The sequence below is a fragment of the Bradyrhizobium sp. CCBAU 65884 genome, from assembly GCF_028128835.1.
Classification (GTDB): Bacteria; Pseudomonadota; Alphaproteobacteria; order Rhizobiales; family Xanthobacteraceae; genus Bradyrhizobium; species Bradyrhizobium ottawaense.
Genome location: NZ_LBJU01000122.1, coordinates 75,597 through 89,223, shown reverse-complemented (window position 1 = coordinate 89,223; position 13,627 = coordinate 75,597). Strand labels below are relative to the sequence as shown.

The 13,627-nt window shown below is 63.8% G+C and carries 12 protein-coding genes and 1 pseudogene; 6 read left to right on the top strand and 7 right to left on the bottom strand.

The window, feature by feature from the left end:
- Nucleotides 1-95 precede the first annotated feature (95 nt).
- A complete protein-coding gene (locus tag XI03_RS23220) occupies nucleotides 96-713 on the bottom strand; it encodes a TetR/AcrR family transcriptional regulator (protein WP_028145125.1) in 618 nt (205 codons plus the stop codon).
- Between the two features lie 64 nt (nucleotides 714-777).
- A pseudogene (locus tag XI03_RS23215) lies at nucleotides 778-1,310 on the bottom strand (PaaI family thioesterase).
- 152 nt (nucleotides 1,311-1,462) lie between these two features.
- Between XI03_RS23215 and XI03_RS23210 the strand changes: the two are divergent.
- The 3 genes from XI03_RS23210 to XI03_RS23200 all read left to right on the top strand — a co-directional run bounded on the left by XI03_RS23210 (nucleotide 1,463) and on the right by XI03_RS23200 (nucleotide 4,995).
- Complete coding sequence (locus XI03_RS23210) at nucleotides 1,463-2,233, top strand: enoyl-CoA hydratase (protein ID WP_028145127.1); 771 nt, start codon at nucleotides 1,463-1,465, stop codon at nucleotides 2,231-2,233.
- 157 nt (nucleotides 2,234-2,390) lie between these two features.
- Entirely contained in the window at nucleotides 2,391-3,587 is a 1,197-nt protein-coding gene (locus tag XI03_RS23205; RefSeq protein ID WP_271593444.1) for an acetyl-CoA C-acyltransferase, read from the top strand.
- Between the two features lie 112 nt (nucleotides 3,588-3,699).
- Complete coding sequence (locus XI03_RS23200; protein ID WP_271593443.1) at nucleotides 3,700-4,995, top strand: MFS transporter; 1,296 nt, start codon at nucleotides 3,700-3,702, stop codon at nucleotides 4,993-4,995.
- Here XI03_RS23200 and XI03_RS23195 read toward each other — a convergent pair.
- From XI03_RS23195 to XI03_RS23185, 3 genes are all read right to left on the bottom strand, one after another.
- Nucleotides 4,992-6,362: a carbohydrate porin gene (locus XI03_RS23195; protein ID WP_442869737.1), complete on the bottom strand. Its 1,371-nt coding sequence runs from the start codon at nucleotides 6,360-6,362 to the stop codon at nucleotides 4,992-4,994. The genes XI03_RS23200 and XI03_RS23195 overlap by 4 nt on opposite strands.
- 30 nt (nucleotides 6,363-6,392) lie before the next feature.
- Nucleotides 6,393-7,409 carry a transporter gene (locus XI03_RS23190; RefSeq protein WP_028145131.1) on the bottom strand — a complete coding sequence of 339 codons (1,017 nt, stop codon included), beginning with the start codon at nucleotides 7,407-7,409 and terminating at the stop codon, nucleotides 6,393-6,395.
- A gap of 111 nt (nucleotides 7,410-7,520) precedes the next feature.
- Entirely contained in the window at nucleotides 7,521-8,300 is a 780-nt protein-coding gene (locus XI03_RS23185; protein WP_271593441.1) for an acetoacetate decarboxylase, read from the bottom strand.
- Nucleotides 8,301-8,498: 198 nt separating this feature from the next.
- On the opposite strand from XI03_RS23185, the gene XI03_RS23180 reads away from it, so the two are divergent.
- The gene (locus XI03_RS23180) at nucleotides 8,499-9,674 is read left to right on the top strand and encodes a patatin-like phospholipase family protein (RefSeq protein WP_028145133.1); all 1,176 of its coding nucleotides are present in this window, start codon (nucleotides 8,499-8,501) and stop codon (nucleotides 9,672-9,674) included.
- Nucleotides 9,675-11,095: 1,421 nt separating this feature from the next.
- Here XI03_RS23180 and XI03_RS23175 read toward each other — a convergent pair.
- Complete coding sequence (locus XI03_RS23175) at nucleotides 11,096-11,638, bottom strand: hypothetical protein (protein WP_028145135.1); 543 nt, start codon at nucleotides 11,636-11,638, stop codon at nucleotides 11,096-11,098.
- A gap of 436 nt (nucleotides 11,639-12,074) precedes the next feature.
- On the opposite strand from XI03_RS23175, the gene XI03_RS23170 reads away from it, so the two are divergent.
- Both XI03_RS23170 and XI03_RS23165 read left to right on the top strand, forming a co-directional pair.
- The gene (locus tag XI03_RS23170; protein WP_028145136.1) at nucleotides 12,075-12,500 is read left to right on the top strand and encodes a YybH family protein; all 426 of its coding nucleotides are present in this window, start codon (nucleotides 12,075-12,077) and stop codon (nucleotides 12,498-12,500) included.
- 149 nt (nucleotides 12,501-12,649) lie between these two features.
- Complete coding sequence (locus tag XI03_RS23165; protein WP_018319867.1) at nucleotides 12,650-12,925, top strand: DUF3303 domain-containing protein; 276 nt, start codon at nucleotides 12,650-12,652, stop codon at nucleotides 12,923-12,925.
- Between the two features lie 193 nt (nucleotides 12,926-13,118).
- Here the strand turns inward: XI03_RS23165 and XI03_RS23160 are convergent, their stop codons facing one another.
- Complete coding sequence (locus XI03_RS23160; RefSeq protein WP_271593440.1) at nucleotides 13,119-13,613, bottom strand: hypothetical protein; 495 nt, start codon at nucleotides 13,611-13,613, stop codon at nucleotides 13,119-13,121.
- Between the last annotated feature and the right edge of the window lie 14 nt (nucleotides 13,614-13,627).

Below are 13,627 nucleotides of genomic sequence, written 5' to 3'. Positions count from 1 at the left end.
AGCCGAAGGCGTAACCCACCACGTCTGCCTCCGCGGAAATCGAAGAGGTGGATTACGCTTCGCTAATCCACCCTACGCATTCAACGGCACCTCGGCTAGCTCTTCGCCTTCTTTGGCGCAGCAGCCTTCGGCTCGCGCTTCGCGCCCTCCAGCGCACTGTCCCTGCCCACCTTCAACACCTCGTCGGAGAGCTCGCTCGACCCTGCAATGCGCGCCAGCAGCATGGTGCCGGCCATCGTCGCCAGCGTCGCAACCGCCTGCTTGCGTGCGGCCTTGCGCGGCATGTTCGGAATGTTGTCCGCTAGCACCTCGATCATCTCGTCGAGCTTGCCGGCAAAGGCCTTTCGCGCCTTCGGGCTCTCGCGGGCAATCTCGGCACCGAGCGCGGGGATCGAGCAGCCATGGCCGGGATTGTCGCGATGCAACGCCGACAGGTAGGCCTCCGCGATCATCGCCAGCCGCTTGTCCGGCGAAACCTCGTCGGTGATCTTGCGCCAGTGTTCCATCGAGCGGTCCATCGCGTAACCGAACGCCTCGATCACCAGCGCCTCGCGGGAATCGAAATGCGCGTAGAAGCCGCCATGGGTCAGGCCCGCCTCCTTCATGAGGTCGGCTACGCCGATGCCATGGGCGCCCTTTTCGCGCAGCCGCACAGAGGCCCTCTTCACGATACGGTCGTGGGTTTCCTGCTTGTGTTCCCGGGAGTAGCGCATGCGGTTCTCATTGAATGTCGATGGTCATCTCATAACACGCAAATGACGAAAAGGGTGCATTAATTCATGTTAAGTTGCTTCCGATCATGGAAAACGTTGCAGTTGCATGCACCGCAAGCGCGCCCCTGCCGTCCCGGACGAAGCCTTCGGCGTAGCTGTCTGCCGCCCCAGCTTGATCACCTTGCCTTCGGCCGAGATCAGGCCCGAGCGAACCGAGAGCGGACGCAGGAAGGTCATTTTCAGGTCGAGCGTCACGGAGTTCTGCCCGGCTTCCAACCGGGTCGAGATCGCGCATCCCATCGCGGTATCGAGCAGCGCAGCTGCGGTCGCGCCGTGGATGAGGCCGATGGTATTTTCGAGATCCTCGCGCGGCTCCAGTTCCATGACGATCCGGCCCGGCTCGACCACCCCCACCGTGAAGCCGATCAGTTTTGCAAAAGGCGGCGGCGGCAGCCGGCCATCGCGAATGCCCCGCATGGCGTCCATGCCCGACAGGCCCATCGCCACTTTCGCGACCGGCGCCGGCACCTGCCAGTCCACCACGCGCTCGCGACGCTGTGCGGGCGAAAACAGATCGAGTTGGTCGGGTTCAGTCATGGGATCCCTTTTGTATGTTACTCGTCATACTATGCCACGGACTTCGCCCTTGCAACTCGCCCCACCCCGCTTGACAACAAGGACGTTTCGGCCCGGAAGTGGCACCGACCCGCGCGCCTCGCGCCGGCCCACGAAACCTTCGAGATGCCACGATGGAAATGCTCACCCCCCACTGCGGCGTGACGCGCGATACGCGCGGCGTCGTTCATGTCGCGATCTGCAACGCGGGCCCGCTCAATATTCTCGGCTCGCCGGTGATCGACGACGTGCGCGAAGGCCTGCAGCAGCTCAGCTCGGACCGCAGCATCCGCGTCGTGGTGCTGCGCGGCCAGAGCGAGAAGAGCATGATCGGGGGCGCCGACATCAAGGAGATGGCCAAGCTCGACCAACGATCGGCCGAGGCCTTCATCAGCCGCCTGCGCGATCTCTGCGAGGCCGTGCGCGCCTTCCCCGCCCCGGTGATCGCGCGCATGCCCGGCTGGTGCCTCGGCGGCGGCCTCGAAGTCGCCGCCGCCTGCGATTTCCGGATTGCCGCGCATGATGCGCATTTCGGCATGCCGGAGGTTCGCGTCGGCATTCCCTCGGTGATCCACGCAGCGCTGTTGCCCCGTCTGATCGGCTGGGCCCGCGCGCGCTGGCTGGTGATGACGGCGGAGAATATCGACGCGCCGACGGCGTTCGCCTGGGGCCTGGTCGACAAGGTGGCGCCCGAAGACGGCCTGGATGCGGAGATCGAGCACTTGGTGAAAGCATTGCTCGAATGCGGCCCAGAAGCGCTGCGCTCGCAGAAGGCCCTGCTGCGGCAGTGGGAGGAACTGCCGCTGACGGAGTCGGTGAACCTCAGCGTCAAGGTGTTCGGCGAGTCGTTCCTGACGGACGAGCCGACGCGGCTGATGCAGGCGTTTGTGAACAGGAAACGGTAGGATACAGGCTTCGGTGCCCCTGACGCAGCGTGAGGAAACAGCGCCGCAACAAATCTCATCCGACCCACGACATTTTCTCATCCCTGCCGCGGTTGCATTTTTTGCGCCGCATCATATGATGATCATAATCTTAAACAGCACCTCCAGGGAGCCCATCATGGCCGAAGCCGCCGATCCCGTCGTCATCCTCTCCGCCGCCCGCACCCCGCTCGGCCGCTTCATGGGCGAGCTCTCGCCGCTCCCCGCCCACAAGCTCGGATCGCATGTGATCGGCGCGGCGCTGGAGCGCGCAAGACTTGAACCCGAGAAAGTCGACGAGGTCTTCATGGGCTGTGTGCTGCCGGCCGGACAGGGCCAGGCACCCGCCCGCCAGGCGGCGCGCGCGGCCGGGCTGCCCGATGCCACTGGCGCGACCACGGTCAACAAGGTCTGCGGCTCCGGCATGAAGGCGACCATGCTCGCGCACGACATCATTCGCGCCGGCTCGGCCGAGATCGTCGTCTCCGGCGGCATGGAGAGCATGAGCAACGCGCCGTATCTCCTCGCCAAGGCACGCGGCGGCTATCGCGTTGGCCATGACCGCATCATCGACCACATGATGATGGATGGCCTCGAGGATGCCTACGAGACCGGCCGTTCCATGGGCGATTTCGGCGAGGCCACCGCGGAGACGTACCAGTTCACCCGCAAGGACCAGGACGCCTATGCCATGGAGACGCTCAGCCGCGCCCGCAAGGCTGTCGAGGGCGGCGCGTTCAAGGTCGAGATTGCGCCGATCACGCTCGCGGAAAAGGCCGGTCCCCGCATCGTCGCCAATGATGAGCATCCCCTGAAGGTCGACCCGGCGAAGATCCCGGGCCTGAAGCCGGCATTCCGCGCCAACGGCACCATCACGCCGGCCGCCTCCTCCGCCAATGCCGACGGCGCCGCCGCGCTGGTGCTGACGAAGCGGTCGCTCGCCGATCGGGGCGGCCTGCCCGTGCTCGCCGAGATCAAGGGCCACGCCACCCACAGCCAGGAGCCGCAATGGTTCACCACGGCGCCGATCCCGGCGATCCGCAAGCTGCTCGACAAGGTCGGCTGGAGCGCAGGCGACGTCGACCTGTTCGAGATCAACGAGGCCTTCGCCGTGGTGGCGATGGCGGCGCAGCGTGACCTCGGTATTCCCCGCGACAAGCTGAACGTCAATGGCGGCGCCTGCGCGCTCGGCCATCCCATCGGGGCCACCGGGGCCCGACTGATCGTGACGCTGCTGCATGCGCTCGAGGCCCAGAATCTCAAACGCGGTATCGCGGCCCTCTGCATCGGCGGCGGCGAAGCCACGGCGATCGCGGTGGAGCGGCTGGCACGCTGAGCGCGGGTGTCCGAAATTGAGGGAAGTCTGTCATTTCAGACTTCCCGTTCCTGTGCCAGACTGCAACGATGACGCGGGTCCCTCGGGGCTCGCCAACCCACATTGAGGCCCAATGATCTCGAACTGGCTCGCGGCAGCATTGTCCCGCCGCAACATCCATTACGGCTGGGTGATGGTCGGCGTGACCTTCCTTGCCGCGCTGATCAGCGCCGGCACGGTCGGCGCGCCCGGCGTGTTCATCGTTCCGCTTCAGAAGGAGTTCGGCTGGAGCACGGCGGAGATCTCTTCCGCGCTGTCGATCCGTTTCATCCTGTTCGGGCTGATGGCGCCGTTCGCCGCCGCCCTGCTCAACCGCTACGGGCTGCGCAACGTCACGCTGGCGGCACAGCTGATCGTGGTCTCGGCGCTGGTTGCATCGCTCGGCATGACTCAGGTCTGGCAGCTCGTCGCCCTCTGGGGAGTGGTGATCGGCATCGGCACCGGCATGACCGCGCTGGTGCTCGGCGCGACCATTGCCACGCGCTGGTTCGCGGCACGGCGCGGCCTCGTCGTCGGCATCATGACCGCGAGCGTCGCCACTGGTCAGCTCGTGTTCCTGCCGCTGCTCGCAAGCCTCACCGATCGCTATGGCTGGCGGCTGGCGCTCGGCTTCGTCTGCATCATGCTCGGCGTCTCCGCGCTGGCCGTCCTGCTTGCGATGCGCGACCGGCCGAGCGATCTCGGCCTGCGCCCGTACGGCGACGAAGGCACCGAGCCCCTGCCCACCCCGCCCGTGAGCCACGGCTCGATCACGGGCGTGGCGCTCGGCACGCTGCGCGATGCCTCGAAGTCGACTGCATTCTGGATCCTGTTTGCGACCTTCTTCGTCTGCGGCGCTTCCACCAACGGCCTCGTCCAGGTTCACCTGATCCCGATGTGCCTCGATTTCGGCATCCCGCAGGTGCAGGCCGCGAGCCTGCTCGCAGCCATGGGCATCTTCGACTTCTTCGGCACCATCATGTCGGGCTGGCTGTCGGACCGCTACGACAATCGCTATCTCTTGTTCTGGTACTACGGCCTGCGCGGGCTCTCGCTGATCTTCCTGCCGTTCAGCGACTTCTCGTTCTATGGCCTTTCGATCTTCGCGATGTTCTACGGGCTCGACTGGATCGCGACGGTGCCGCCGACGGTGCGCCTCACCGCGCAGAAATTCGGACCCGAGCGCGCCAATCTGGTGTTCGGCTGGATCTTTGCCGGCCATCAGCTCGGCGCCGGCACCGCGGCGTTCGGCGCTGGTCTCTCGCGGACGGTCTATGAGAGCTATTTGCCCGCGTTCTTCATCGCCGGCGCGCTCTGCGTGTTCGCCTCGTTGATCGTGCTGGCGCTGTCGCGGCAACCCAAACTACAGCCGGCGGCGGCCTCGGCCTAGTACCGGATCGTGGTGGTGACGCCGAACACCGCGGCGTCACCGATCCTGGAAATACCGCTCGGATCGTTCGGATTCGCGATGCCGCCTGAGGGACGGAACACATACTGAAAGTAAGGCGCGATCAGCCAGCCCGGCTTGATGTGCGCCTCGTAGATCATCTCGATCAGCGTCTCGTTGCTGCGCACCGGGCTCCGGATGCCGGTGAAGGCCTGCGTGTCGACGTCGAGATGGCGCGCGGTGTTCGAGATCCGCATATAGGCCATCGCCACGCCGAAGCGGTCGAGCGGGCGGCCCGGCGTGAAGCCGACGAAGCCGATGCCGCCGTCCATATAGAGGTCGATCAGATTGCGATCCGGCGGGCTGTAGGCGATGCGGCCGAACGCGGTGATGCCGGGGAGCGAGGCCGACGTGCTGGTCTCGGTGACCTCAGGCGGACGATACAGCACCTGCTCGATCACGGCGAAGATGCCGTAATTGCCTTTGAGCTTTGCGGGGATGCCGCTGCCGCCGGGATCGGCGATCGACATCCCCTCCGCCGTCAAGCGCTGGCTGTCGAACGAGCCGTAATGCTTCCACGCACCCGGCGTGAAATTGCCGGTGAGCGGACGGCCGCCGATATCGATGTCGTAGTTGAAGCGGACCTGCCCGATCACCCACGGCGGATCGTTGACGCGGAATGCCAGGCCATGATGATCGCGCAGTTGAGGATCGACATCGCCGGGCCCGGACGGATCGCCGTTGAACACCGCACCATACGCGGTGATCTTGTCGGTCAGTGCGGCCTTGATGCGAATGCCGGGCACCGCGATCGGCGGCGCCGGGCCGCCGGCCGGAAGATTGCTGGCCTTGATCGCGGGCCAGCCGAAGGTGCCGTTGACGAAGAGGTCGTCGGTCTGGCTGTCGAAGAACTCGACATCGGCGGCCTGCTGGCCGGCCCTGATGTTCAGGCGGTCATTGAAAAAGCTCTGCTCGAAATAGGCATTGTAGAGCCGCTGATCCGGCAGCGCCTCGATCTCGCTGATGGTGGCGAGGTTCATCACGTAGTTGCGGCTGAGCCCCTGGCCGTAGATGACGAGAGCATTGGCGTAAAAGCGGCCGCCGGTCCAGCCGACCAGCCTGTCGAGATCGGCATCGACCGACAGATCGAGCCGGCCGAAATGGATGGCGCCACGCTTCACGCCGCCGGCGGCGTTGGCGATATTGTCTGCGATATAGGTGGCGCCGAAATTCAGGCCCTTGCTGGCAAGGCCGTCGTGCCATTCGTTGAACCATTTGGGAAACAGCCATGCGGCCGCGCTTTCGTCCTTGGCACCGGCGAGCGCGCTCGTCGCCGTGCAGGCCAGGGCGATCGCGGCCGCCACGGATATTTGGGTCCCCCAACTCACGATCGACACACGCTACTTGAAGATACCGGTGCGCCGCATGAAGAGATAGGCCGCAGTAACCGAGCAGGCCATCAGCACTGCCGCCCACAAAAATCCGCTTTCGACCTCGGTCAGCGGCAGGCCCTTGGTGTTCATGCCGAAGATGCCGGTGACCAGCGTCGGCGGCAGCAACAGCGAGGTCACGATCGAGAGGGTGTGGAGATGGCGGTTGCTCTCCTCCTCGTTCTTGAAGCGCAGCTCTTCCTCGAGCAGGCGGCTGCGCTCGCGCAGCTCGACGATGTCGTGATCGAGCCCGTCGAGCCGCTGCGCGAGCTTGCCGGCCTGGATCCGCAACGCCGGCGACAAATGATCGGTGTTCTTCTGATCGAGACGGTGAAACAGCGTGCGCAATCCGGTGAGCTGCCGATGCAGCCGCACGCAGGTGCGGCGGAGCCGGCCGAGATTGCGGCGCATCTCGGGCCTCGCGTCATCGGCGAGGATGCGCTCCTCGATATCGTCGATCTCCTGGCCGAGCTTGTCGGCCATCCGGTCCAGCGTGTCCGCGACCTCGTCGACGATCTTTTCGAGCAGATGAGCGACATTGTCGACGCGGTAGCCGCCTTCGAGCACCCGCCGCGTGGCGTCCGCCGAGCACAGCGCCTGGTGGCGGCCGGAGACCAGCAGCCGCTCGGTCATGGCGAAGCGCAGGAACGCGGTCTCCTCCGTCGCGCTGTCGATCTCGCGCACGAGATCGGAGAACACACCATAGACGCAATGGTCGATGACGTGAAGCTGCTGGAAGGTGTCGCTCGACAGCAGCAGTTCGCGTGCAAGCGCCGGCAGCTGCGACGCCGCGATCCAGGGCCGCGCCCGCGCGTCGGTCAGGTTGAAATGCAGCCAGAGCCGGCCGTCATGGCTGAACTCGATCGGCTGGTCGACCGGCAGCGCCTCGGCACTGCCGTCGCTGTGCAGGCGGAAGGCCCAGACCAGGCCGGGAATGGCGGGTTCGGCGTTCGATAATGCGCTGGCAAGCTTTGCCGGCTCAGCCATGGATAGCCCCAACCGTCAACAACTGCCCCGTTCCGGAAGACGGCTGACGGCATCTTCCGGACCCCACGCGGGTACTCAATTACGCCAGTGTTACAGTTTGATGATGCCGCCCTATTCCGCCGCGAGCCCGGTCGCGGCCGCCTCGGCTTGCCTGATGTAGTCATGGACGACGCGGCCGAACGGCAGCGTCAGATCGGCGATGTAATGATGCGCCCCGAGGCAGCGGCGGACCGGGAAATCGGCGACCGGCGCATTCACATGCGGCACCAGATGCAGCCGGCCCGGCCCCATCCAGGAGCCCTTCGGCACGATGTCGATCAGGTTGATCGCAACCAGCTGGCAGACCTCGAGACGGCCGTCGACGCCCGGGATCATCTTCAGATTGATCTGCGTCTTCGACAGCGTGGCGCGGGTGAGGTCGCCGTTGCCGGCCATGCTCTCGTGCTTGTAGCCCATGGTGCCCATGGCGACGAGCTGGCCGGCATATTCCAGCGTGCCCGTCAGCGTGTCCTTGACGATTTCGAGCTTGGGATGGGCGTATTTCTTGGGAAAGCCCCAGATCTCGCGGCCGGCGGCGATCGGCGGATCGTCGTCGAGATACATCTGCGAGACGAAGTTGACGTCCTCGCCGTTGAGACGCGCGGGAATGACGAGGCCGGATTCGGTATAGCTGCCGAAGCCGGAGGAATCCGGCATCTTGATCCATTCGTAATGCACGATCGGCTGGTCGATCGGCTGCAGCGGCTCGGGCAGGCCGGCGCGGATCAGCTCCGGGTCGGTCTCGTAGGTGATGACGAGGAATTCGCGGTTGACGAACCGATACGGCCCGGCCGGATAGCTCGGCCCTGCCGCGGGCATGGACGGAAGTCTCAGCACGTCTTCGCTACGCATCGCTGGTCTCCTGTGTTCCTGATCGGCGGCAATTGCTAGCGATCCTCATTGACTGCGATGTGAAGCTTTTCCGTCAGGCGCACGACCCCTGCCATTGCAGCGTGGTCGGTCTGCGTTGCCGGCGATGCATCGGTGCCGCCTTGTCATCACGCCGTCACCACGTGACGCAATCGTCTTGCGCAAGCAGGAGGCATCGCCATGGACGCCCGCACGTCGCATCCGACATATCAGAGCCATCAGGCGCCCTCGCGGGGCTGGCGGCCCGAACGCTGCGATCGCATCGCGCTGGTGCTGCAGGGCGGCGGCGCGCTCGGCGCCTACCAGGCCGGTGTCTATCAGGCGCTGCACGAGGCCGGCATCGAGCCCGACTGGGTCTGCGGTGTCTCGATCGGCGCGATCAACTCCGCCATCATCGCCGGCAACAAGCCGGAAAAGCGGCTCGAGGCGCTGCGCATCTTCTGGGAGCGCATCACCAACCGCAAGATCTGGCACTACACGCCCGACGGCGACGTCTTCCGCCAGTGGCGCAATCTCACCAGCGCCTGGATGACCTCGGCGATGGGCCAGCCCGGATTCTTCACCCCGCACCAAATGAATCCCTGGTTCAGCCCGGTCGGCGCGCGCACCGCGACCAGCTATTACGACACCATGCCGCTGAAGGAGAGCCTGCTCGAGCTGGTCGACTTCGATCTCATCAACGAGAAGAAGGTCCGCTTCGCGGTCGGCGCGGTCAACGTGCTTTCGGGCAATTTCATCTATTTCGACAATTCCCATGACGAGATCGAGCCGGAGCACATCATGGCCTCCGGCGCCCTGCCCCCGGCGCTGCCGATGGTGCGGATCGGCACCGATCATTTCTGGGACGGCGGCATCGTCTCCAACACGCCGCTGCAACACCTGCTCGACCAGGAGGATGCGCTCAATTCGCTGGTGTTTCAGGTCGACCTGTTCAGCGCGCGCGGCGTGCTGCCGCGCTCGATCCAGGACGTGATGGCTCGCCACAAGGACATCATGTATTCCTCGCGCACGCGCCACAACACCGACGTCTATCGCCGCACCCACAATCTCAAGGTCCTGCTCCACAAGGCGCTGGCGAAGCTGCCGGACGAGCAACTGTCCGACGAGGAGCGCAAGCTGAAGACGAGCCTGTGCCACATGCCGGAGATCGCGATCCTGCATCTGATCTACCAGCAGAAGGCCTATGAGGGCGACGCCAAGGACCACGAGTTCTCGGGCACCTCGATGCGCGAGCACTGGACCAGCGGCTATGAAGACACCAAGCGCACGCTCAAGCGCCGCGACTGGATCAAGATGCCGGAGGAAGGCATGGGCCTCGTCGTGCACGACGTGCACCGGGAGACGGAGAGCGCGTAAGGGACGCTTGTGTCCCGGACGCGCAGCAACGCCTTGAGCGTTGCTGCGCCAAGCCGGGACCCAGAAGCTACACGGTTCGCCGCGATCATGGGCCCCGGCTCTGCAGCGCTCCGTCAAAGGGACGCTGCGCTGCGTCCGGGGCACGAGACTGCCCATAAACATGATCCATTCGGAAGACACACTTCCGCATTCTCGCGGCTCATTTCGCCCGAGCTTTGCTCTCGTCGTTGCCCTTCTTGTTCAGAAAGGGCGCAGGGAAGGCCGGGCGCCGGCTGGCACCCGCGGTCCCGTGTGCGAACAAGACGCGCACGGGTTGGACAACAGGTGTAGCCGGGCGACCGGCCTTCCCTGCGCGGATGGCTTTACGGCTTATGTCGCGCTCTCCCCGGGGAGCGATGCACTATTGCCCCCGTCGCCTTGCGGATGACTGATGTGCTGACCCGGTTGAGCCGCAACATCACCGCAACACTTGACGCACAGACCCCGGGCGTCAGGACCACACGATTTTGCCGTCCGCGCACATCCCCGTTCCTGTCCCCGATGGCTTGCGTGCGCTCACCATCGAGGCCGAACCAAGGACGCCGTCAGCGCCGTGTCGTATCGCGCGTGCAGCTGCTCACGGGGATCCCGCCCTGCAGCCTGCCCAGCGCGCCGACGCCGTCGCGGCCACCGCCTCCCGGCCCGCGTCTCGTGACGATCGCGAAACGCCCCTTGTGGCGGGCGGGATGGGCCATTGATACGACATATCCGAAATTCGGTAAATAGGAATGTTTTTGCGTCGAGGGATTGACAGGGTGTTTTGCCCGACGGGCGGCGTGCCACCGTAACTGAATATTCGATGCAATGGTGTAAGGGCCTTCGGGTCCCTCTCGCAATCACCGGGGTGGAACAACAGCAGATCGTTTCGAGCAAGTCGCTTCCTGATGGAGGCGCCGGGCTCCTGGATGGCGGAGATCGCGATCGAATTGAACAAGGAAGCGAAGTGACGCCGATCTTCGCGCATGCGCAACAATTCTCCATACGCAGCAATCGTTCTCCGCTTGGTGGAGCGGCATCGCAGCCGCTATCGTTGCCTTCAGGCCCTAGGACTCCCCAAGTTCTCGCGCCTGAGGACCGCCGCCTCGGCCCCTGGACGTTGACAGTCCCCGAGCAGCTGGCGGCGGTCCTTTCTCCTGTCTCGGCCGCGCCCCGATTTGCAACAGTCGGTTGCTGAGACGGGCCGAGCCGAGGCATACGATTTGCGGACCCGCTAAGTCATTGATCCCTTTTGTGACCCGAACTGGAAGGACAAGCCTTTTTCCGAGTCCCAATCTCTCGGCTTGGGGTAGAGGTCAGCCACCTCCAGACCTAAATCGGCCGCGCAAGGCCCCAAAACAAACCGCAGGAGGCGCCGCGGTAGGACGTCGATTGAATGTCGTTAGCTACCGCATCAGGTGGAAATCAGGGCGGGCTGGCGCTAACGGCGGCCACAGAAGCGCCCGAACGATGAGCGGAATACCAACGGCCAGAGGTATCAGCCAGTACATGAAATGAGGCAGGTCCTTCCAAAGTGGAAGCTGCTTTCCGTTGTCCACGTAGAAGGCAACCAGCATCAGGATATACGACAGGCCCATCCCCGCGATATGGACCCTGACCCAATACCGCCAGCGGTGCCGGAGCGCAGTGCGACCGATCCAGGCGCAGGCGAACGACAACGTACCGAGAACGAACAAGTGATAGTTTTCGGCCCAGCGCATAAGCGACAGTAACGTCGCGGACGCGAAGAGCGCCAGCAGACACCAGAAATAGATCGTTCCAAGCCTGGAATGACGCCCGCGACGCTTCTGACTCAACATTGCGATTGCGCCGATCGCAACGCTCGCAAGGCCCAGGGGGATATGCACCCCGAAGATCAACGCCAGAAAGAAGTGGTCGGTTGATGGAATTTCGATGCCCGCCACGATGGTCGTTTCTTCGCCTGTCATGGCGTTACTCCCATCTTGCAATTCAACATCGACTAAGCCGGCGAAGAGGGTCGTTTGACGGCGAACGCTACGGCGCCGCAGACAATGCAAAGCATGCAGCAGCCGATCAGGACGACTGCATAGCTTCTCGTCCAATCGGCGCTTGCTGCGAAAGGCAGCGGGCCGAACGCTGCGCCGGCAATGCCAACTCCTTCGGGCCGCGCCCGCCAGAGACGAAGAGCGCGCCTGGTCAAGCGTTGGAGCCGCGACATGGAATACTCGTCAGGTCAATTGCCCGTCAATTTTCCCCTGCGCAGCTTCGTCAATGGTGCTGACGGTAATTCTCCGGAATTGCCGTTGCGTCTGTCCCGGTCTGGGATGGGCCATTCAATGCATCCACTTCGAGACGAGACGACTGCCCCTTTGTCCGCATCGTACATTGAGTCTGGAGATGATCATGCGCAACATTGCATCGGCGATTGCAATCGTGATCGCGTTGAGCGCGCCGGCTTTGGCTCAGAAGGCCGAGATCGAAGCGAACAATGCGAAATGGATAGAGATGTTCAACAAGGGAGATTTTTCCGGGATTGCATCCCTCTACAGCGCCGATGCGACCGCGCTCCCGCCGGGCTCCGCGATGGTGCAGGGTCGACCAGCCATCGAGGTCATGTGGAAAAGCATGGCTGAACAAGTGACCGATCCGAAGCTCACAACGGTGGATGTCAAGCCACTCGGTTCTTCCGCGGCCCGTGAGATCGGCACGTTCGTCCTGAAGACCAAGGGGTCGACACCGCAGGAAGTGACCGGAAAGTATGTCGTCGTCTGGGAGAAGGTCGGAGACGACTGGAAGCTCGCCACCGACATCTGGAACGACGGCAAGTAGCCGTCTTACGTTCAAACCAGCGCTTGCGCAAAAAGCAGGAGGGATCAAACCGACGCGCGTCGCCGTTGTCATTCGATAAGCAGGCGCTATCGTGCGCATGCGGCGCAGCCGCGACGTTCATCCGATAATTCTGGTCATGGGAGAATCGCATGAAATTCATAACCACCTGGAGCGTACCTCAAGGCACCTTCAATGCAGCCGTCGCCCGCTTTCTCGAGACCGGTGGCGCACCACCCGAGGGCGTCAAGATGCTGGGCCGCTGGCATGGCATGAATGGACAGGGATTTGCGATCTCTGAATCGAGTGATCCAAAAGCCATGTATCGTTGGCTCGCGCAATGGTCTGACCTGCTCCCGTTGACCGTCACGCCCTGCCTTGAGGACGGAGACGCGGGCGAGGTGATGGCGTCGCTTCCCAAGCGTTGATCATCAAGCGTTGATCATCAAGCGAGCGAAGGGTTTTCTGAACCAGATCATCCACTGAAGCGCGATGAGATTAGGATGAATCGTCATCGCGCTTTAGTTTATTGCTTGAGCATGCACTTTTCGGAAAACCGCTGCGCACTTTTCCGGATCATGCTCTAGGGTCCAGCCGTCTCCCAAAAACTCCGGAGAAAGGCTACTTCCCTTCCTTGTTCAATTCGATCGCGACCTCCGCCATCCAGGAGCCCGGCGCCTCCATCAGGAAGGATTGACGGTTGCTTCTGGTCTGGATCGTCACCAGTGCGGCCACTGTGTTTCCCTCTATTCGCGCCTCAATCAGGCCGTCCTTGTTGGTGCCGTAGACCTTGCCGCCCTGCCGGTATTCGCTCTCGAACCAGTTGCCGGAAAGTTCCGTCCCGCTCTGCTCGATGTTCGCGGACAGGACCATCTTGTACGCATCGCTTGCGCAGCGCAGGTCGAGCGTCAACGACCGCCCCGGCCTGGTGACGTTGTACGCCACCTTGCAGCGAACCTTCTCGCGCGGACCGTCCGACGGCTTCATGGTGCCGATGCCCGACCATGCGCCGGCCAGACCGTCGAACACCGGCTCTGCGCGCAGCGGGCCGGTGCCGACGAGCACGAGCCACGCCGCGCCAATGCTCATGCGCGCCGCCAAAACCTTCAATCGCATTCTGCCAATCCTGA

What these genes read in the sequence shown, in the direction of transcription:
- XI03_RS23220 (WP_028145125.1), bottom strand. Translation starts at nt 713, where the DNA reads ATGCGCTACTCCCGGGAACACAAGCAGGAAACCCACGACCGTATCGTG.
- XI03_RS23210 (WP_028145127.1), top strand. Translation starts at nt 1,463, where the DNA reads ATGGAAATGCTCACCCCCCACTGCGGCGTGACGCGCGATACGCGCGGC.
- XI03_RS23205 (WP_271593444.1), top strand. Translation starts at nt 2,391, where the DNA reads ATGGCCGAAGCCGCCGATCCCGTCGTCATCCTCTCCGCCGCCCGCACC.
- XI03_RS23200 (WP_271593443.1), top strand. Translation starts at nt 3,700, where the DNA reads ATGATCTCGAACTGGCTCGCGGCAGCATTGTCCCGCCGCAACATCCAT.
- XI03_RS23190 (WP_028145131.1), bottom strand. Translation starts at nt 7,409, where the DNA reads ATGGCTGAGCCGGCAAAGCTTGCCAGCGCATTATCGAACGCCGAACCC.
- XI03_RS23185 (WP_271593441.1), bottom strand. Translation starts at nt 8,300, where the DNA reads ATGCGTAGCGAAGACGTGCTGAGACTTCCGTCCATGCCCGCGGCAGGG.
- XI03_RS23180 (WP_028145133.1), top strand. Translation starts at nt 8,499, where the DNA reads ATGGACGCCCGCACGTCGCATCCGACATATCAGAGCCATCAGGCGCCC.
- XI03_RS23175 (WP_028145135.1), bottom strand. Translation starts at nt 11,638, where the DNA reads ATGACAGGCGAAGAAACGACCATCGTGGCGGGCATCGAAATTCCATCA.
- XI03_RS23170 (WP_028145136.1), top strand. Translation starts at nt 12,075, where the DNA reads ATGCGCAACATTGCATCGGCGATTGCAATCGTGATCGCGTTGAGCGCG.
- XI03_RS23165 (WP_018319867.1), top strand. Translation starts at nt 12,650, where the DNA reads ATGAAATTCATAACCACCTGGAGCGTACCTCAAGGCACCTTCAATGCA.
- XI03_RS23160 (WP_271593440.1), bottom strand. Translation starts at nt 13,613, where the DNA reads ATGCGATTGAAGGTTTTGGCGGCGCGCATGAGCATTGGCGCGGCGTGG.